At 67.0% G+C, this 20730-nt stretch carries 14 protein-coding genes; 12 read left to right on the top strand and 2 right to left on the bottom strand.

The window, feature by feature from the left end; translation table 11 throughout:
• Window positions 1–73: 73 nt before the first annotated feature.
• Window positions 74–2776, top strand: coding sequence for a DNA mismatch repair protein MutS (mutS, locus tag FL344_RS24275; RefSeq protein ID WP_194863232.1), 2703 nt, complete (start codon window positions 74–76; stop codon window positions 2774–2776).
• 456 nt (window positions 2777–3232) lie between these two features.
• A complete protein-coding gene (locus tag FL344_RS24270) occupies window positions 3233–5239 on the top strand; it encodes an amidohydrolase (protein ID WP_141620184.1) in 2007 nt (668 codons plus the stop codon).
• Window positions 5240–5732: 493 nt separating this feature from the next.
• Here FL344_RS24270 and FL344_RS24265 read toward each other — a convergent pair whose 3' ends face one another.
• Together FL344_RS24265 and FL344_RS24260 are read right to left on the bottom strand one after the other, a co-directional pair.
• Complete coding sequence (locus FL344_RS24265; RefSeq protein WP_141620183.1) at window positions 5733–6326, bottom strand: DUF998 domain-containing protein; 594 nt, start codon at window positions 6324–6326, stop codon at window positions 5733–5735.
• A 57-nt stretch (window positions 6327–6383) separates the two neighbouring features.
• The gene (locus tag FL344_RS24260) at window positions 6384–6941 is read right to left on the bottom strand and encodes a sugar O-acetyltransferase (protein WP_141620182.1); all 558 of its coding nucleotides are present in this window, start codon (window positions 6939–6941) and stop codon (window positions 6384–6386) included.
• A gap of 380 nt (window positions 6942–7321) precedes the next feature.
• Between FL344_RS24260 and FL344_RS24255 the strand changes: the two genes are divergently transcribed.
• From FL344_RS24255 to FL344_RS24210, 10 genes are all read left to right on the top strand, one after another.
• Window positions 7322–9538: a pyridoxal-dependent decarboxylase gene (locus FL344_RS24255; RefSeq protein ID WP_228565330.1), complete on the top strand. Its 2217-nt coding sequence runs from the start codon at window positions 7322–7324 to the stop codon at window positions 9536–9538.
• 43 nt (window positions 9539–9581) lie between these two features.
• Window positions 9582–10502 carry a hypothetical protein gene (locus tag FL344_RS24250; protein ID WP_153881185.1) on the top strand — a complete coding sequence of 307 codons (921 nt, stop codon included), beginning with the start codon at window positions 9582–9584 and terminating at the stop codon, window positions 10500–10502.
• Window positions 10503–10791: 289 nt separating this feature from the next.
• Entirely contained in the window at window positions 10792–12159 is a 1368-nt protein-coding gene (locus FL344_RS24245) for a hypothetical protein (protein WP_228565329.1), read from the top strand.
• Window positions 12160–12265: 106 nt separating this feature from the next.
• Entirely contained in the window at window positions 12266–13399 is a 1134-nt protein-coding gene (locus FL344_RS24240; RefSeq protein ID WP_141620180.1) for a DUF3616 domain-containing protein, read from the top strand.
• A 49-nt stretch (window positions 13400–13448) separates the two neighbouring features.
• Window positions 13449–14213, top strand: a complete 765-nt coding sequence (locus FL344_RS24235) for a DUF3592 domain-containing protein (protein WP_141620179.1) — start codon at window positions 13449–13451, stop codon at window positions 14211–14213.
• An 85-nt stretch (window positions 14214–14298) separates the two neighbouring features.
• Window positions 14299–16137 carry an N-acetylmuramoyl-L-alanine amidase gene (locus tag FL344_RS24230; protein ID WP_141620178.1) on the top strand — a complete coding sequence of 613 codons (1839 nt, stop codon included), beginning with the start codon at window positions 14299–14301 and terminating at the stop codon, window positions 16135–16137.
• Between the two features lie 456 nt (window positions 16138–16593).
• Complete coding sequence (pru, locus tag FL344_RS24225; protein ID WP_090494530.1) at window positions 16594–17133, top strand: fruiting body spore coat protein U; 540 nt, start codon at window positions 16594–16596, stop codon at window positions 17131–17133.
• 16 nt (window positions 17134–17149) lie between these two features.
• Complete coding sequence (locus tag FL344_RS24220; RefSeq protein ID WP_141593815.1) at window positions 17150–17917, top strand: fimbria/pilus periplasmic chaperone; 768 nt, start codon at window positions 17150–17152, stop codon at window positions 17915–17917.
• Between the two features lie 109 nt (window positions 17918–18026).
• Window positions 18027–20282: a fimbria/pilus outer membrane usher protein gene (locus FL344_RS24215; protein ID WP_228558506.1), complete on the top strand. Its 2256-nt coding sequence runs from the start codon at window positions 18027–18029 to the stop codon at window positions 20280–20282.
• Window positions 20266–20730, top strand: a complete 465-nt coding sequence (locus FL344_RS24210; RefSeq protein ID WP_228565327.1) for a spore coat U domain-containing protein — start codon at window positions 20266–20268, stop codon at window positions 20728–20730. The genes FL344_RS24215 and FL344_RS24210 overlap by 17 nt, the downstream gene beginning before the upstream one ends.

Below are 20730 nucleotides of genomic sequence, written 5' to 3'. Positions count from 1 at the left end.
GAGAAGGGCAGGGATGGCCGTGACGCAGCAGGCGAAGGCAGGCAGGACCGCAGCGGTGGAGCTCCCCGGGGACATGACGCCCGAGGTGGGGCCGGTGAACGAGGGTGCGGGCGCCCGGGAGATTGCCTCCCTGACCCCCATGATGCGCCAATACATGGAGGTGAAGGCGCTCCACCCGGACTCGCTGCTGTTCTTCCGGTTGGGTGACTTCTACGAGATGTTCTTCGAGGACGCGGTGAAGGCCTCGGAGATCCTCCAGATCACGCTCACCGCGAGGTCCAAGGGCCCGGACAAGGTGCCCATGTGCGGGGTGCCCTACCATGCCGCGCGGCGCTACATCGGCCGGCTCGTGTCGGAAGGCCTGAAGGTCGCCATCTGCGAACAGGTGGAGGAACCGGGCAACGGGCCGGGCATCGTCCGCCGGGAAGTCACGCGGGTGATTACCCCGGGCATGGTGCTGGACGAAGAGGTGCTGGAGCCGCAGGCCAGCAACTTCCTGGCCGCCGTGTCCTGGAACGACAAGGGCTGGGGCGCGGCGCTGCTGGAGGCGTCCACCGGCGAGTTCATGGCCCTGGAGGCCCCGGGCATCGCGGAGCTGGCGGAGTCGCTGTCGCGCGTGGAGCCCCGTGAGCTGCTGGTGCCGGATGGGAAGCGGGACGCGCCGGAGGTGGCGCAACTGCTCGCCCGGCTGGTGCGCACGCCGGCGGTGGCGGAGGGCGAGGCCGCGTCGTTCGACCCCACGCGGGCGGCGGGCTACCTGCGCAGCCACTTCGCGGTGCAGTCGCTGTCCGCTTTCGGACTGGACGACGCGCCCCTGGCTGCGGGCGCCGCGGGCGCCGCGCTGCGCTACCTGAAGGACACGCAGAAGACGGCGGCGGCGCACGTGGACCGGCTGAGCCGGCAGGAGCGCGGCGGCAACCTCCTGATGGATGAGTCCTCCCGGGCCAACCTGGAGGTGCTGCGCTCGCTGCGGGACGGTGGGCGCAAGGGCTCGCTGCTGGGCGTGTTGGACAAGACGGTGACGAGCCTGGGCGCGCGCAAGCTGGCGCGGTGGCTGGCGTCTCCGCTGGGTTCCCTGCCGGAAATCCACGCGCGGCTGGACGCGGTGGAGGAGCTGTCCGGGCGCAGCGTGTGGCGCGAGGAGCTGGCCGGCATCCTCAAGGAAGTGGGAGACCTGGAGCGGTTGTGCGGCCGGCTGTCGCTGGGCGCGGGCAATGCACGGGACTTGCGCGCGCTGGGCTTGTCGCTGGCGCAGCTTCCCCGGGTGGTGGCGGTGCTGGCGCGGTGTGAGTCCCCGCTGCTCAAGTCCCTGACGGGGCCCCTGTCCGCGCTACCGGAGCTGGCCGAGCTGCTGTCGCGCGCCGTGGCGGAGGAGCCGCCGGTGACGCTGAAGGACGGCGGCATGATTCGCGCCGGCTTCCACGCGGAGCTGGACAAGCTGGTGGCACTGTCCACGTCCGGAAAGGACCTGCTGCTCCAGATCGAGCAGCGGGAGAAGGAGCGCACCGGCATCTCCTCGCTGAAGGTCCGCTACAACAAGGTCTTCGGCTACTACCTGGAGGTGACGAAGTCGAACCTCGACCGGGTGCCCAAGGACTACATCCGCAAGCAGACCACGGTGAACTCCGAGCGCTTCGTCACCCCGGAGCTGAAGGAGTACGAGGAGCAGGTGCTCACCGCCGAGGAGCGGCGGTGCGCGCTGGAGATTCAGCTCTTCGAGGAGCTGCGTGCGCAGGTGGTGTCGGCGGCGCCGCGCATCCGGTCCGCCGCGGAGGCGGTGGCCACCGGGGACGCACTGCTGTCCTTCGCGCGGTGCGCGGCGGAGTACGGCTACACGCGGCCGGAGGTGGACGCGTCCGTGGCGCTCAGCATCACCGCGGGGCGGCACCCGGTGGTGGAGCGCATGCTGGGGGCGGGGGATTCGTTCGTTCCCAACGACGTCCGCCTGGACCCGGCGGAGGACGCGCAGCTGATGGTGATTACCGGTCCGAACATGGCCGGCAAGAGCACGGTGATGCGGCAGGTGGCGCTGACGGCGCTGATGGCGCAGGCGGGCTCGTTCGTTCCGGCGAAGGCGGCGCGCATCGGCCTGTGCGATCGCATCTTCACGCGCGTGGGCGCGGCGGACAACCTGGCTCGCGGTCAGTCCACCTTCATGGTGGAGATGACGGAGACCAGCCACATCCTCCATCACGCCACGAACAAGAGCCTCATCATCCTGGATGAGATTGGCCGTGGCACGTCCACCTTCGACGGGCTCTCCATCGCCTGGGCGGTGGCGGAGCACCTGCACGACAAGGTGGGGGCGCGCGCGCTGTTCGCGACGCACTACCACGAGCTGGTGGACCTGGCCCGCGAGCGGCCTCGGGTGAAGAACCTGTGCGTCGCCGTGAAGGAGCAGAGCGGCAAGGTCATCTTCCTGCGCAAGCTTGTGCCGGGCGGGGCCAGCCGCTCCTATGGCATCGAGGTGGCGAAGCTGGCGGGCCTGCCTCCGGAGGTCGTGGGGCGTGCGCGTGAGCTGCTCCAGAACCTGGAGTCCGGGGAGCTGGATGACGCGGGCCGGCCCCGGGTGGCCGTGCGGCAGCCCCAGGGCGGCCGGCGTGGGGCTTCGACCGGGCAGCTTGGACTGTTCGGCATGGAGCCGGCACAGGGCGGCACCGGGGTGACGCCCGCGCAGCAGAAGGCGCTGGACGCGTTGAAGGGGGCGACCATCGACCGGATGACGCCCCTGGACGCGCTCAACCTGCTGGCGAAGCTCCAGCGCGAGCTGGAGTAGGGCGCGCCCGCCTGGGACGCCTGTGTTGTTCCTCGGTGAGGCCCTCGCTCGGGCGCAGGGCCTCGCCGCACCCGCGTATCCGGTCGTGTCCAGAGGGCACCGTCACCGCCCGCATCGGAGCCCGTTGATACGGCTCGGGTGGGGTGGATGGGGCTCACGGCAGGGACTCGATGCTCGCGTCTACTAGCGTGTATCACCATATGACGGACCGGACGGTTGCAGGACGCGACTCGCGCTGACGCGTCGGACCGGCGCTGACGTGTCAACGGACAGCCTGCCGTGTCAGTTCACGGCCTCACGGCGGATGCTCCCTGGGGACGGGCCACGTCTGACGTGTCAGTGACCTCTGTTGACGCGTCGGACGACGTCTTGACGCGTCTGTCTTTGCGCCTTGGGGGTGTGTGGAATTGATTGGGCTTCCGTGTATGGTGTCTCACCTCATTTAAAAGGAGTCCTATGTCTGGACCTCTGCGTCGAGATGCCTCATGTCCTCCCCGTGCATTCCCCCGTGGCTCCAAGCTCGTGGCTGCACTCGCCCTCGTGTCGTCTTGCGCGGCGCCCGTCGAGCGCGGCCCCGCAAGGCCTGGCGCCACCCTGTTCCTCGGGAAGGTGCTCACCATGGACGACAAGGGGACCATTGCCGAAGCCGTCCTGGTGGATGAACGAGGCCAGATCCTGAAGGTTGGCACCGCGCACGAGGTGCAGAAGGGCCTGGACACCTCGGTGCAAACGGTCCAGCTCGCGCCCGGGCAGGTCTTGATGCCGGGCTTCTTCGATCCGCACATGCACTTCCTGCCGACGCTCCTGCAGAGTGTGTTGGGCACGCATGACCTGGCGCCCTGCCTGCCTCCCCCGTACAGGGTGGACCCGTCTGCGGACTGCAGGTCCCGCAGCGACATTCTGAGCGCGCTCTCCTCGATGAAGGTGGAGGACGCGAGTGCCATCGGGAGCGACGTCTTCGTCCTGGGGATGAACCTGGATCCGTCGAGGCAGACGTTCGACAACACAATGGGCTGCGGAAAGGGCGGCCCTGCGAGCTTCATGACGAAGCCGAAGTTCTACCTCGAAGCGTGCGTGACCAAGGAACGGCCGGTGCTCATCGTGGACCAGTCGGGCCACCTGGCCTACGTGAACCAGAAGGCCTTCGAGGCCGTCTGTCCGAACGGAGTCGTCAAGGGCTGCAAGCCGCCTGACGCCGTTGGAAAGGGCGGTGGCGAATGGGTCACGGATGCGGATGGCAATTTCACGGGCCTGCTTCGGGAGTCGTCCGCTTTCGGGCCGTTCATGAAGGCGATGCAGCAGAACCTCCCGATGGCCCTGATGCACTCCGACCCGGTCAAGCTCGCGGAGCAGGGCGGCGCGGAGATTGATCGCGCCATCATGGCGCTGCGCAATGCAGGTGTCACCACCATCGCGGATGGTGGGCTCCAGAGCGTGTCGCAGATCAACGCCGTGAAGCGGTTCACCGAGTTGCCCTGGTTCCCCTTCCGCATCACGGGGGTCGTGGTCGCGGACGCTGCGACGGGAGCGGACCTCCAGCCGACGGCGCCCGCGTGTGAGCCGAAGCCTGGGAATGACTGTGCGTTGCCGAAGTGGCTGGGCGCCGGTGGCATCAAGATCTGGGTGGACGGCTCCACGCAGGGATGCACCGCGAAGCTGGATTCGCCGTATCAGTACCTGGAGGATGGGCACTGCTCCGGTGCAGGCGAGGGCCGGGCGGATTACGACAGCGCGCAGGCCATTGTCGACCAGTTGAGCCCGCTCTGGAATCAGGGGACGTGGCGGTTCAATCTCCACGCCAACGGCAATGGCGCGAACACGTGGGCGCTGGATGCGTTGTCGCGGCTCCAGCAGGCGAAGGAGAACCCCCATCGCGTGCTTCTCATCCACAACACGGTGGGCCAGCCGGCGCTGTCCAAGCGCATTGGTGACCTGCGCAAGGGAGCGGGTGTCATGGATGGGAAGCCGGTGTCGGCGCTCGACGTCCAGGTGACGCACCTGATTGGTCACGTGGCGTATTGGGGTGATGCCTTCGTGGGGATGCTGGGGAAGGAGGCCGCGAGCGAGATCGACCCCATCGCCTATGACCGTGAGAATGAAATTCCGTTCTCGCTCCACAGTGATTCCATGGTGACCCCGACGCGTCCCCTCTGGTTCGTGGAGCAGGCCGTGACGCGGCGCACCTGGTCCTATCCGGACTTCACCAAGACGTATGTGCTAGGGGCCCAGCATGCGGCGACCGTCGAGGAGGCGCTGCGCGCGATTACCATCGTGCCGGCCCGTCACCACGAGCTCGACAAGCTGATTGGCAGCATCGAGCGCGACAAGGTGGCTGACTTCGTCGTGCTGAGCGCCAACCCGCTCGATTTCGACCCGGCCAAGGGGGGCGACCCGACGAAGATCAGCCAGATTCAGGTGCTCCAGACGTACCTCAACGGACGGCCCACCGGCAGCCAGCACTGATTGGCGCTCTAGCGCCCAGTCCAGACGCCTCCCACAGGGGACTCCTGTGGGAGGCGTTCGTCTTGGCGCCCCTTTGTTGCTGTCGATCGCCGCTTGTGATTCCAGCGAACCCGAACCCCCTGGCGACCTGGGATGGATTCGCGGTTCGCGTAGGCGTGCATGCGCGCGAGGGCACCTCGTGAGCGCACGGCGCGCGCGGATGCCATCACCTCCGTGGTGGACTTCATGCTGAACGGACCGCGCCCTCCGGAGGTCCCTCGCGCCGGGGGGGCGCCGGAGTCACCCCCATAGCCCGCTGTTCGGAAATGTCGGGGGTTTTGCGCTGCGAAATCTCCCGACATTTCCGAACAGCGAGCTGCCGAGGTGCGCCCCGGCCCTCGGTCCACCTCGCCTCATGGCGCGCCTCGAGCTTGGCCGCACGGGGAGGGCTGCGTGGCCCTCTGCGTGCCTCTGGTGTTTGCAAAGCCAAAGCCCTGACGGTGCAGGGATTGGCTCAGGCCCCCACCACCAGCCACACGCCCACCAGGAGCATCCAGCCGAAAACCGTCGCCTCGATGAGGCGCTGAACGAATCCTCGCACGGGCGATTCGAAGGACAGCACGAAGATTCCGGCGAAGACTCCCTTGCCCAGCGCGGCAGTGAGCATCGCAAGACCGGACAGCGTCGCCGTGTCCTCGAAGGTGCGCCCAAGCTCGATCAACCCAGCGCCCGCGCCGAAGTAGCCGATGGCGGCGACGAGATTGTGAGCCTGATTCCGCCAGGTCCCCCAGAACGGCGCCCCCGCGTCACATGGGAACACCGCGGCGCCGACGTAGCTCGCGCCCAGCAACGACAGCAGGATGAGCCCCGTCGCAGCGTCCTCCGGTAGCCCCCCTCCGAGCAGCGCCACGAACACCCAGACCGCGAGGCCCAGGGGCGCGAAGGCGAGCCAGGCCACCCGGAGCGCATCGGGGGCCCCAGTCTCCCCGAGCTCGCTGATGGTGTTCCTCAGGTGGCTGTAGCCAGGACGCCGGCGCGCGAACCACCACGGTGGCACGGTGGCCAGCAGTCCAATGGAAATCGCCACGACGAGAACCCAGAGGCTCATTCTCCAGCCAGTAAGCGAGGGGTTCTCCGGGCGAAAGCGCGCCGTCGGGCTCGACGGTTACTCAGTAATCTCGCGGATGACGCGACAAGGGTTCCCGGCCGCGAATACGCCCTCCGGAACATCCCGGGTGACGATGCTGCCGGCACCGATGACCGCGCGTGAGCCGATCCGAACGCCCGGGAGAATGATGGCTCCGCCTCCCACCCAGACGTCTGAACCGATCGTGACGGGCTTGCCGAACTCCTCTTTCCGCCGCAGCTCGGCGTTGAACGGGTGCATGGGCGTGTAGATCTGCACCCCAGGCCCGAACAGTGTGTAGTCGCCGATGCTCACCCGGCACACGTCCAGCACGATGCAGTTGAAGTTGAAGAACACGCGCTCGCCCAACTCGATGTTCGAGCCATAGTCACAGAAGAAGGGCGGCTGCATCCACACCGTGTCGCCGCCCACACCCACCAATGCTTGAAGGATGCGCCGCCGCTCCTCCTGCTCACCCTCGCGGGTGGCGTTGAGCGCCTGGCAGAGGTCCCGCGCGCGATTTCGGGCCGCCACGAGCTCCTCGTCAAACGGGTCGTAGAGTTCCCCGTCCAGCATCTTCTGGCGTTCGGTCTTCATGGGCGTTCCTCCTGATGGGCCTTGTTGGCAGGGATGGGACTAGTGGCCACGGCATGGCGGTCGCAGGAAGCGGAGTGATTCCTGTGCGTCCACTTTCCGACGCGGAGTGTCGCTCACGGCGACCTGGCTGGCGGACAGCTCCCTCCCCGCAGCAGCCGTGCGCGAGCCCGTTCCGCGCGCCGCTGGACCACGTCCGCATAAACGGGCACCGCCATGGATCGCTTGAAGACCTTGCAAGGGAATTGAGGACATTCCTCATGCCCCGGCAGGTGGTGTGTCCTCTGGACTTACGACACTAGTTTTGGATGGCCTTGGGTTGTGAGGGCTGAGAGACGAGCTGGCGCTCATTCGGTCGCGGTTCGGTAGCAAGGGAGCTGGTCATGAAATCACGACGGGATTTCAGAGGTCCGAGCTTTGCGAGGCTCCGCGAGGGCATGCGGCAGGTGGCGACCGCCAGCGACATTTCGGGACTGGATGGAGCTGGTACCCGCGCAGTGGAAGCGTGGTTCTTGGGGCCCAAGGGCGAAAACGCGGATGTCTTGGAGTCTCTCATTGTTGAGGCCATTCGGGACCAGGTGTTCTGGCGCCGCAACTTTCACCCAGGAGACCCGACTCACATCACAGAGGAGATAAAACGCAGCCCCGAATATATCGAGGCCCTTGACGCGCTCGTTACCGGACACCGCTCGCTGTTGGCATTCCTGAAGAAGTCCGTTCCCTTTTTCAGTATGCGCTACCAGGGGCATATGAATTGGGACCTCACGCTGCCAGGGGTTGTCGGCTACTTCACCGCGATGTTGTACAACCCGAACAACGTTGCCTTCGAGGGCTCCACGGCAACGACGCTGCTCGAAATCCTCGTCGGTGACGACTTGTGCCGGATGCTTGGCTATACCATTCCGGACACCAGCGGCCTGGCTGCCGGGGCCCTCCGACCCTGGGGCCACATTACGTGCGATGGGTCGGTGGCCAACATCGAGGCCATCTGGGCGGCGCGAAACCTGAAGCTTCTGCCCGTTGCCCTCCAGGCCGCGCTTCGGGAGGAAGCATCGATTGCGCTCGGTAGAGATCTCACGGTGCCCGTTCCTCAAGGCGGAACAGCGAAGCTCGTGGATCTCGACACCTGGTCCCTGTTGAACCTTCCAGAAGACACCGTGCTGGCCCTTTTCGGACGACTGACTCGGGAGTTCCAGATCCCCCGAGATACCCTCACTGAGGTGCTGGCTCGCTTCTCGCTGCAAAACCTCGGCATGATCGAGTTCTCACGCCGCTTCTTGGGAGACGTTCCCGGGCCTCCGGTATTCCTGGTGCCGGGCACGCGTCACTATTCGTTCCCGAAGGCCGCGGCGGTGCTGGGGATCGGCGCCTCAAATATGATCGATGTGCCCGTGGACCTCGATGCGCGCATGGATCTCACCGCCGTGCGTCGGGTCCTGGAGGACTGCCTCACACGGCGAAGGCCGGTCTACGCCGTCGTTGCGGTCATTGGCAGTACCGAAGAGAGCGCCATTGATCCGTTGAAGGGGCTCCTGGCTTTGCGTGACGAGTACCGAAGCCGAGGACTCGACTTCCACGTTCATGCGGACGCAGCCTGGGGGGGATATCATGCGTCCTGTATCCGCGAGGATTTCGCAATGCCGGAGCCCTTGACACGTGGCTTCGCCGCCTCTCCACCTCCCGCCATGCCACTGAGCCGGTATGCGACGGAGCAGCTCCGCGCGCTAGAAGGCGCGGACTCCATTACCGTGGACCCACACAAGTCGGGCTACATCCCCTATCCAGCTGGCGCGCTCTGCTACCGCAACTCGGCCATGCGCGACCTGGTCACCTTCAGCGCCCCAGTGGTCTTTCACGGAGACGCGGAGCCCACAGTTGGCATCTACGGGCTGGAGGGCTCGAAGCCGGGGGCTGCCGCTGCGGCCGTGTATTTGAGCCACCGGGTCATTCGTCCCACCCGAAGTGGATACGGGAAGATCATTGGGCAGGCGCTCTTCAGTTGCAAACGCCTCTATGTGCGTCTGCTCTGCATGGCGAAGGAAGGGGATCCATTCGTGGTCGTTCCGGTGCCGCGGCTTCCGGAAGAGGCGAATGGTGGAAACGTGGTGGAGCAGCTCCAATTCCTTCGTGAGCGCATCGATCGGGCGACATCTGCGGAACTGGAGAAGGATCCGGAGGCAATGGCGTTGCTGCGAGAGCTGGGCCCGGATGAGAACATCCTTGCATACGCGTTCAACTTCCGGACTGTCACGGGGGAGCTCAACCGGGACCTTGCGCTGGCCAACCAGCTCAACAAGGCAATCTATGAGCGGCTTAGCATCGACCCGGGAACGGATATCTATGGCTATGATTTGATCGTCAGCACGACGGATTTGTCTGGCCCGGGTTACGGTCGCGGCTTTATCGAGAACTACAAGGCCCGGCTCGGAGTAGGTGGCTCGCCGGGCGACAACATCACGGTGCTGCGTTCGGTGACGATGGACCCCTGGGTTACCGAGACGAAGGAGGGATCCTTCATCGACGTGTTGGAGGTTGAGTTCCGCAAGGTGGTGTGTGCGGCTCTTGAGGAACTCATTCCCACTCGAGGCAAGGGCTACTGAGATGGCCGGGCGTCGCTTTCTATTGTACTTTGCATGGAGTCGCGTGCTCGAAGAGAAGGCGTCGCTGGGGACTTTGGAAAACCGCTATCCAGCGCTCTTTGAGCTGCGGCGTGCCATCTGGCCTCACTATGAGTGGGCGGCCGATGGAGAGCGCTATCGGCAGGGCATCGCAGGTTTTCTTGAGCACGTCATTCTCTTTGATTTTCAGCGTTTCATCCAGGTCGTTCTCGAGGCCACCGGCAACACGGTAACGTTCGTGGAGCGTCAGAGCGCAGAGGGGGGCTGCAGTCCCTTGGATGACCGGCTGCTCAGTTGTGCAGACACTGTTATCGTCGTGAGTCTCGATCACCAGGTGACGGAGCAGACGGTCAACGCGAACGAGGTGGCCGCGGTTCAGCGGTTCTTGATGCGTTCGGGCACGGCGCTCATCGTCTGTCCTCATCATGACGTAGGGGCGTCTCAAGAGCAGTCGGCGCGCGAGGTCGAGTTCCTGCACCACGGTGACCGCCTTGTCTCCTCTCAGCAGCGGCTCGGTGGTGTGGCGAGATCCCTGCTCGCGGAACTGGGCTTCCCCGTGGAGAATCGCTACGGGCTCAGGCCGGCGGCCGCACCCGATGGTGGACCCGCGCCGCTCGATGTGGCTACCCACCTCGACACTCCTGGGTTTCTTGTGGGCGTAGAGACGTTCAACCTCCACGCGCATCTGCCACACTTGTGGGTACCACCTGCGCTGGAAGGCCGCGTGAGAGTGCTGGCGCGCCAGTTGGTTCACCCCTCGGCGCCGCCTCATCCCTTTGTCGAACGCGGTCATGACCGGTTCAATGCCATGCTGTGGATACCGCCAGATGCGACCCGTGCTGGGCACCTGCTCGTCTGCGACGCCACCATCTGGATCTCGGCTTTTGGTGGCCTCACGAGCTTGAACCGACTCTGGCAGAATCTGGCGCGAATGCCCGCGTCATAGGCTGGTGGTAGCACACGCGGATGGCGCCCACCCGCGTCGGCGCTGTCCACTGTCTTCCTGGGCGACCAGCCACGGCACGTTCGCCCAGCCGTGCGGACCAGCGCGCCCTTCTCGTCCCATGAAGCAGTGGACCCAAAACGCTCCACTGCGCATCGTTTGCACTTGCTGGGAGGTGTTGATGGCAAGGACAGAGAAGGGGCGGAAGGTGACGCGCGGGGGGACTCCAGCAGGGCGCACCGCTGTGAGGCGTACCGGGAACAGCGCGCTGGGAGAGAGCGAGTCTCAGGGCGTGGACATTCGGAACCTGCCTGCCTGTATTCAGGACATTGTGCTGGCCGCACAGGATACCGACCCGGGACCGGCGGAGCCCCTCGATTATCACCAACTCCGGGGCCGCATCGAAGCGGCTCGTGTGACACTTCCGCCGCTCTATCGCGATGAGGTCCTGGTTCCCTTTCTCCGCATCCTGGATAAGCTTGGGTCCCAGGGGTTTGCGGATGTGCTTCTACGTGACCCCAAGCGCGAGCGCGAGGCGGGGCTCCTGATCGACGCTGCGCACACCATCCTTCAGAACGGGGAGAACTATCAACTCGTCGCGACGGATGCATTTGAGGAGGTCGTGAGCGATCTGTATGACGGGTTCTTGAGCGCGGAGGACCGGCGGAACGTCAAGCCCCCTGATCGGGGAGTCATCCCGCCTCTGGTGAAGTGGGGGAACCCTCAATTTGGGCCTTACACGTGGCCGGTGGATGTGACGAGATCCGTTCTGGGGATGGGCGCTGGTATCGTGAGCCTTCCTCCCGCGCATGCCAGGGTGGGGCTGCTGGCGTGGTCTGCGCTTGGTCATGAGGTGGGAGGGCACGACATCCTGCATGCCGATGATGGATTGCCGGAGGAGCTTGCCATTGCTGTGAATGAGCACTTGCAAGCGGGAAAGCTCGCTTCATTGGGTAACTACTGGAGTGAACGCATCGACGAAACAGCGTCCGATGTCCTCGGCATTCTCAATATGGGGCCAGCCGCGGGCCTGGGGCTCATTGGCTACTTTCGAGGGTTGAATCTCGCATTCCATGGAGAGGGAAGACTGCGTAACGGCGGGCGCGCTTCGGATCCCCATCCCGCGGATATCCTTCGGGGGTTCCTGGCCGCCTACGTTGTTGCGCGCCTGCGCTTCGACCAGGCGGCGGAGTGGTCTCAGGTGATTCTCAATGAGGTGAGAATGGATGTGGTGCCTGAGGAGCTGGTGCTGGCAGGAAAGAAGGTGGACCCCGAGGATGCGCGGAGGTCCGCCGAACTGGTTGCGGAGGTGATTGTTTCCAGCAAGCTGAACGCTCTTGAAGGGCACTCACTGGGCTCCATCCAGACCTGGCGCAATAGCGATGAGGAGAAGGTACAGGAGATGCGGCGCCTTCTTGTGTCCGGCCTTGGGGCACTTCCTGATGCTGTTACCGAGGGCATCTACGCCGCGCACCTCGTAGCGGCGGGTGTCACCGCCGCGCTCGCTGCGGAGGCGGACGTCCGGCGAATCTTCGACCGAATGATTCGGCTACTGAAGCAGATGCACGATCGGAACCCGTCCTGGGGGCCGCTTTTCATCAGGCACCGCAGCGACGTTGCGCCGCACTTTCTCTATCCATACCCACGCCGTAGGGTGTGATTGAGCACGCAAAGCAATGTTCCGGAATGTCTGATGCGGTAAGCTGCCTCACCGGGGCGTCGTCACTGCCGCCGGTGAGCAGCCACAACTTCATGGTTTCCGCGCATTGCGTGATGGCGCCCACTGCTCAAAGCAAGCGCAGGGCCCTGTGTCTCGCAGCACACAAACGACGCCACGCCACTCCCCGCATGGCCGGGGAGTGACCAAGAGTGGGGCCATGAGGATGCTGCCTGTCTGCATGGGAGTTCTGGTCTGTGGGTGCGCGACGCACGGCGTGGGGGAGCGGCCAGATGCCGTGACCGCCGCCTCCGTGGCGGGCCGCGAGGTGGTGCGCTTCGAGGGCATGTGTGATGCCTCCGGCGCGGTGGCGCTCGGCGGCAGCCTGTTCGTAGTGGGCGACGACGAAGACAACATCCTCCGTGTCTACGACGCGCGCCGGGGCGGTCCACCCGTGCAGAGCGTGGACCTGTCCCCGGACCTGGAACTGCCCGCAGCGAAGAAGAAGCCTCCGGAGGCGGACATCGAGGCGGCCACCGGGCTGGGTTCGCTCTCCTTCTGGTTGACGTCCCACGGCCGCAGCAGCTCCGGGAAGAAGGCGCCCAGCCGGCTGCGCTTCTTCGCCACCGAGGAGACGGACGCGGGGCCCCGGCTGGTGGGCCGGCCGTACACGCAACTCCTGGATGACATGCTCGCGGCGCCGCAACTGGCGCGCTTCGGGCTGGACGGGGCCGAGACGAAGGCGCCCAAGGCTCCGGGTGGGCTCAACATCGAGGGCATGACGGCCATGGCGGACGGGCGCACCATCCTCGTGGGCTTCCGCAGCCCCGTGCCCGACGGGAAGGCGCTGCTGGTGCCGCTGCTCAATCCGGTTGCGCTGGTGGAAGAGGGCGCTCGGGCCCAGCTGGGCGAGCCCGTGCAACTGGACCTGGGCGGGCTGGGCATCCGTTCGCTGTCCTGGTGGCGCGGCCGCTACGTCATCATCAGCGGTGGCACGGCGGGAGAGGGCACCTCACGGCTGTTCACCTGGCACGGCGGTGAGGATGCCCCGGTCGCCGTGGAATCGGTGGACCTGGCGGGCCTGAACCCGGAGGCCTTCTTCACGCCGGAGGATGCCGAGGAAATCCTGCTGCTCAGCGACGACGGCGCCGCGCCCGTGGACGGCGTCGAGTGCAAGCGGCTGAAGGACCCGTCGCGCAAGCGCTTCCGGGGCGTCTGGGTGCGGCTGCCGGAAGCGCCGTGAGGCGGCGGGTGCGTCCGTCCGCCGCGCTTGGGGTAGGCTGCGCGGCCATATGCAGCTGGCCATTCCGCATGCTCCCCGGCAGGTCCGACTGACGCAGGTGCCCGGCGCCGTGGGGCGCGTGGTGCGAGGCGTCCTCCTGGGACTGGTGGCCGTGGCGTTGCTGGGCACCGTCGCCGGCTGGGCAGGACGCTACTTCGTCGAAGAGCAGGGCTTCGCCGCGCGGGCGGAGGAAGTGGAGGGGCTGGTGGTGGCCTCCCGTCTTCCACCCCTGGACGCCCGGGATGGCGCGGAAGCCGCCCTGGAGGTGCTCTACACCTTCGCGGAGGCGGAGCACTCCGTGTCCGGCGTCCGGACGTTCGCGGAGTACGCCGAGGGCCTGGGGCGGGGCGCTCGGGTGATACTGCTGGTGGATCCCGCCATGCCGGACCGGCCGCGCGAGGCCGGCTTCGCCCGCTCCCGGGCGATGCGCGTGGGGCTGCTCCCCTGGGGTATCGGCCTGGGCGTGCTGGTGGCCGTGGGGTACTTCGCGTGGGAGATGCGGCGGCTGTGGCGCTCAGAGGTGGAGCCGCTGCGGCTGGGCGCGCTGGTGTGGCTGACGCCGGACGGGCCCCTGCCAGAGGCCCGGGGCGAGGTGTCCTTTCCGGCCCACTATTTCCGCCAGGATGTGAAGCACGCGGTTCGCGCCCGGGTCCGGCCGGGGCGGGCGCCCGTGCGCAACGGGGAGAAGGTGCTGGCGGCGGTGGTGCCCCGGCAGCCTGGGTGGGCGCGCGTCATCGACCAGGACCTCGCGGGTGTGCTGGGGTGGCTGCGCTGAGACAGATGGTGGGGGCCGAAAATTTGCCGGGGAGGTGGGGCTGTGTGACACACGCCTGTAGCTCGCGCCCACCCGGAGGAACCCCATGCACTCGCGCCTCGTCATCGTGCTGCCCGTGCTGCTGTTGCTCGTCCCGAGCGCGGTGGGGGCCGCCAAGCGAGACGAGGCCGAGGAGGCCTACCAGGGTGCTCGCAAGGTCTACTACGCGCTGAAGGACGACGCGGCCCGGCGCAAGCTGCGCCATCACTGGCTGAACGTGGTGGCGCGCTTCGAGTCCGTGGCCGCGCGCTTCCCGAAGTCGGACCGCGCGCCGGATGCCCTGTTCACGGCGGCGGAGATGCTCCAGGAGCTGAGCCGCATCTCCTTCGTGGAGGACGACCTCAAGGCGTCCATCACCGACTACACCAAGCTGCTGGAGGGCTACCCGAAGCACCGGCTGTCGGATGACGGTGCGCTGGCGCTCGCGAAGATTCACGTCCACCGGCTGGACCAGCCGGAGTCCGCGCGCAAGGTCCTGACGGAGACGCTGGCCGTCAACGGCAAGGGTGACCGGGCTCGGGAGATGCGGGAGCTGCTGGCCTCGCTGCCGTCGCCCAAGGCCCCGCCGCCGCCCCCGCGCAAGGCCGCCCCCGCGGTGGCCAAGAACGATGCGCCCCCGCCGGGCAAGCCGGGCGCCTCCGGCAAGGGCGGCGCGTCCGCTGATTCGTCCGTTGCGGGCAAGGGTGCCGCGCCGGTCAAGGGCGTCGCCTCGACCGATACGTCCTCCGCCGGGAAGACCTCCACGTCCAACGACGCGCCGGGGGCGGGCAAGGGCGATGCGTCCGGTCCCGCCAAGGCCGTTGCCTCGGTGGATGCGTCCAGCGACACGTCCAGCCCTGGAAAGGCCGTTGCCTCGGCCGACGCGCAGCAGGCTCCGGCCGTGGAGGCCTCGGCCCCCGCGGAGCGCCCTGCAGCCACCCTGGTGGCCGCCATCGAGAAGATGGCGCGCGAGCCGTCGCCCACCATTCCCCAGAAGGAGCCGAGCGCGCCCGCGAAGGCGGACGCGCGCGAAGGCAGCCTGGACGCGGCCGTCGCCGCCGCCATTGCATCCAAGACTTCCCGCACCGAGCCGCCCGCAGCCGAGCCCCCGCGTCCCATCACCCGTCCGGTGGACGACAAGGTGGCGCAGGCCCGGCTGAAGGCCGTGGCCAAGCAGTCGCGCAGCATGGAGCTGACGCTGGCGGAGCAGCTCGGCCTGAAGGTGCGGCGCGTGGTCATCGACCCTGGCCACGGCGGTCACGACACGGGCGCCATCGGCAAGGGGGGGACGCGCGAGAAGGACGTGGCGCTGTCCATCTCCCTCAAGCTGGCGGAGGAGCTGCGCGAGAAGGGCCTGGAGGTGGTGCTCACCCGCGACGATGACCGGTTCATCCGCCTGGAGGACCGCGCCAAGTACGCCAACGCCGAGCACGGTGACCTGTTCATCTCCGTCCACTGCAACGCCGCGGAGAAGCGCACGCTGCGCGGCATCGAGACGTACACCCTCAACACGTCGGCGGACCGCTACTCCATCCGCCTGGCCGCGCGGGAGAACGCGTCCTCGGAGAAGGGCATCAGCGACCTCCAGTTCATCCTGGCCGACCTGGCCACCAAGGCGAACACCGAGGAGTCGACGCGGCTCGCCACCCAGGTGCAGCGCAGCCTCGTGGGGGGCCTCTCCCGCAAGTACAAGGGCATCCGTGACCTGGGCCACAAGGAAGCGCTCTTCTATGTGTTGTTGGGCGTGAAGATGCCGGCCATCCTGGTGGAGACGTCGTTCCTCTCCAATCCAGACGAAGAGGCACGTCTCAAGTCCAAGGCCTACCAGACCGAGGTCGCCAAGGCGATTGCCCAGGGCGTGGAGGAGTTCCTCGGAGACCGCCGCCGCGTGGCGAAGGTGGACTGAGCGCGTCCGGCGCTTCGCCAGAAGTGGGTAGCAAGGACGGACGTGCTGGGCAGTTCAGTTCCGTTCGGCTGGGGAACGCGCGTGTCACCGGGTAGACGCCGCCGGACACCCTCGCGCTTCTCGTTCCAGGGGTGGGTAGAGTCTTGCCCAGCGTGGGCAATGAACTTACGCCGCCTGGGTACACCCTGTCACACGATGCCACATGCCAAGGACCTGGCGCGGGCCGCGAAGCCTGTCCGTCCCTCCCTGAAGGGCTCCCTCCAGGGACATGTGTGCGTTTCGCTGTAAAAACAAACAAGAAACAATTTCCACGTATTGCCTGGAAGCGCACGCGAGGCATTGGTGCGACATGCGCTGAAGGGAGGGGTCCGCCGGACCGCTCAGCGGGCGGCGAGCGGGTTGCAATGCCCTGACGCAGCCGGAATCAACCGGCCGCTCGATGGAGCACGCAACTCAATGAACGCAATCAAGACTGCCGTTGCCGCTGTCACCGCCGCCGCGTCCCTCGTCGCCTTCTCGCCCGCTGAGGCCGCCACCTCCACCGCCAACCTGAACGTCACCGCCAACGTCGGTGGCTCCTGCTCCATTGGCGCCGGCGGCGGCGGCGGCACGCTGAACTTCGGCACGTACGACCCCATCATCGTCAACTCCGCGCTGGGCATCGACCTGTTCGGCACGGGCGCGCTGAGCGTGCAGTGCACCCTGCTCGGCACCGCGGTCATCACCCTGGGCCAGGGCCTGCACCCGGCCGCGGGCTCGACGGACGCGGCCCCGCTGCGCCGGATGCGCAACACGGCGTCGGCGGACTACCTCGCGTACAGCCTGTACCAGGACGTCACCCGCCTCATCGTGTGGGGTAACACCGCTGGCACGGGCCTCCCGTTCCTGGGCACGGGCCTGCCCGTCCCCGTGCTGGTCTACGGCACGGTTCCGCGCGGCCAGAACGTTCCCTCTGGCACGTACAACGACACCGTCGTCGCCACCATCACCTTCTGATTCGGGGCGATAACACATGCGTAACCGTCTTCTGTCTTGGACTGGCGGCCTGATGTGTTCGGCTGCCTTGGGATGGATTGCCATGGGGACCGCGAGCGCGGCTGAGCTCGATGTCAGTCCGGTTCGGCTTGAATTGGATTCAAGCGCCCGTGGCGTGGTGATGAACGTGAGGAACAAGAGCAGCGAAACCACACGCTTCCAAGCCTCTGTCTATTCCTGGGTTCAGGACGAAGAAGGGCGCATGTCGCTCGCGCCGACTCAGGACTTGTTCTTCTTCCCGTCCATGTTGACGTTGGAGCCCGGGGAGTCCCGCCCCATCCGGGTGGGGAGCTCCTCGGCTCCACAGGATACCGAACGCTCCTTCCGAATCATCGTGGAGGAGCTTCCCCCGCTGCAACCGTCCACCCAGTCAACTGGGTTGAATGTCCTCACCCGCGTCTCAGTGCCTGTCTTTGTCGCCCCCAAGAAGAAGACCATTCAAGGCCAGATCGCGGAGGCCGTGCTGCGCGAGTCGAAGTTCCATGTCCGGGTGCAGAACCCGGGCACGGTGAATTTCTTCATCCGGAACCTTCGGGTCCGGGGGCTCGACGCCAAGGGCAAGCGGCTGGTCGAGAAAGAGGAGCCCGGCTGGTACGTCCTGGCAGGCGACGCGCAGGTGTATGCCATGGAGATCGCTGGCAAGGCCTGCCGCAAGGTCCGCACGGTGGAAGTGGAGATGGAGACCGACCAGGGCGTGCTCCGTCAGACCTCTCCCGTGGAATCTCCCGCTCCCTGCGCTCGCTGACCGACGCACCATGGCCCCCTCCCGGCTTGCAGTCACCCGCGCGCCCTCATGCACGGTGCTGGCGTTATCCTTGTCGTTGGGGGCCTTGTCGGCGGCCGCGCAAGTTCCCGTGGCCGACAGCCCCTCCGCGCCGCCGATGCCCATCGTCGCGGACTTCACCCTGAACGGCGTCCCCCGCGGCGCCACCTTCCCCATGCTGCGGGGCAGCGACGTGCTGCTCCCCGCGGCCACGCTCGAGGCCCATGGCGTGGACCTGGTGGCGCTCGGGGGCCGCCAGGAAGTCATCGAAGGAAAGACATACATCTCCGCGCGGTCCCTGGAGCCCGAAGGGCGCTGCTCCCTGAACGAGCGGACCGTCAGCCTGTCGTGCGAGCTGCCCGCGTCCGTCTTCGGACAGACGCGCATCAACCTCGGGCCGCAGGCGCCGTCGGACTACTCCGTCCGCGGCAGTCCCAGCGGCTTCATCAACTACGCGGCCCACGCCCGCAACACCTCGCTGACCTTCTTTGGAGAGGCCGGCGCGTCGGTGGGGCGGGGCCTGTTGACGACGCAGGCGCGATGGCGGCCCGGCTCCGTGCCCCTGCGGGGGCTCACGCAGCTCTCGTTGGACTTCCCCAAGCACATGGTGCGCGCCATCGCGGGTGAGTCCACGGGATTTGGCGGCGTGCTGGGCGGAGGTGCGGTGGTGGCCGGCTTCCACCTCATGCGCACCTTCGAGCTGAATCCGTACTTCGTGCGCAACCCGATGCAGGACTTCGCGGGCGACGTCACCACGCCGTCCACGTTGGAGGTCTACGTCAACAACCACCTGGTGAAGCGCACCGAGCTCCCGCCCGGTCCCTTCCGGCTGGAGAACCTCACGGTGCCCCGGGGCGAGGGCAACACGCGCTACGTCATCCGGGACGCGTTCGGCCGGGCGAGCGAGGTGAACACGTCCTACTATCTCAGCGGGCAGCAGCTCTCGCCGGGCGTGGTCGACTACCGGCTCTCCGCGGGCATCGAGCGGGAGTCCGTCAATCTCTACAACTTCGCCTTCGGCCGGCCCATGCTCCTGGGCAACTTCCGCATGGGCCTCACATCGTGGCTGACGCCGGGCGTGCGGCTGGAGCTGGCGCCCAACGTCGTCAGCACCGGCGCCATGCAGCTCATCCAACTGCCTTTCGGCGAATTGGAGCTGTCGCAGGCCATCAGCCGCAGCGAGCGGCGGACGGGGCTGGCGGCGGGCATCGTGTACGCGCTCCAGCGCCGCTGGGTGGGCGGCTCCGTCTTCGGCCGGGGAATGAACGAGTCCTACACGCACACCAGCCTCAAGCTGGATGACGACCACCCTACCGTGGAGACGGGCGGCTCGCTGTTCCTGGCGCTGGGGGAGAGCGTCAGCGTGGGCGGGCAGGCGATGCTGTCACGCTACCAGCGGGACGGGTGGACGACGTGGCTGGGCGCCACCACCTCCGCGCGGCTGACGGACTGGTCGACGTTGTCCTTCTCCGCCAACCGCAGCAACTCCGAGCGAGGCGGCTCCGCCATCGAGGGGATGGTGTACCTGAACGCCATCTTCGATTCCCGCACCACGGGCACGGTGGGGCACTCCCAGGCGCTGCGCGGGGAAGGGACCACGTCGGTGGACATCGCGCGCTCGGTGCCCATGGAGGGCGGCCTGGGCTACCAGGTGCAGGGCAGGGTGGGGGCGGTGGACCAGGCGATGGCGCGCGCCGACTTCGACTCCAACGTGGGCCGCGTCAGCGCGGGCGCGGAGTGGTTCGAAGGACGGATGGCGGGCATGGCCGAGGTCGCCGGCGGCCTGGTGCTGATTGGCGGACGCGTGCATCCCACGCGCGCGGTGGACCAGGGCTACGCGCTGGTTCGCGTGAAGGGCGTGGAGGGCGTGGGCGTGCGGCTCAACAACCACGAAATCGGGCGCACGGACTCGAGCGGCGAGCTGGTGGTGACGCGGCTCCAGGCCTACAACGCCAACCGGCTCTCGCTGGCGGAGCATCAGGTGCCGCTGGACGTCTACATCCCCTCCACGGAGCAGGTGGTGGCCACGTACCAGCGAGGCGGCGTGGTGCTGGACTTCAAGACGCAGACGGTCCGCGCCTACCGGGGCAAGGTGACCATCGACTCGGCGGAGGACACGCGCTGGCTGTCCTACGGTGAGCTTCGCGTCGAGAAGGACGGAGAGAAGTGGAGTTCACCCATCGGGTGGAATGGTGAGTTCGAGCTGGTGGGCCTGCCCGAAGGGCGTCTGCCCGCGACAGTCGTCTACCCCAAGGGCCGTTGCGCGACCTCGCTGGAAGTTCCATCCCTCGAGGGCAAGGTCATTGACCTGGGAACGGTGAGGTGTGTCCATGACGAGGCGAAATAGGGCGGCCGCGTTCGCGGTGGCTGGCGTATGCGGGCTGCTGCCAGGACTGGCAGGGGCCGTCTGCCAGATACGCAGCACGATGGGGGTGAGCTTCGGCACCTACCTCACCACCGACCTGCTGCCCCGGGACTCCGCCGGGAGCATCACCTACCGGTGTGAAGGGCAGGTCACCCCGATCACCATCGACTTCAGCGCCGGTGGCTCCGGCACCCCCCTGGCGCGCAGCATGGCGGGGCCGGGCGCCCAGCGCTTGGAATACAACCTCTACGTGGACGCGACGCGCCTCATCGTCTGGGGCAACGGCACGTCGGGCACGGGGCGCTATGGGCCCGTCATCCCCTTGTTCGGCGTGGAGGTGACGGTGCCCATCTTCGGGCGCATCCCGGCCGGACAGGCCATCCCCGCGGGGGCCTACGCGGACACGGTGGTGGTGACGGTGACCTTCTGA

Source organism: Myxococcus sp. AB036A (assembly GCF_006547355.1).
Classification (GTDB): domain Bacteria; phylum Myxococcota; class Myxococcia; order Myxococcales; family Myxococcaceae; genus Myxococcus; species Myxococcus virescens.
The sequence above is the reverse complement of the archived record's forward strand: the minus strand, read 5'-3'. Positions and strand labels throughout refer to the sequence as shown.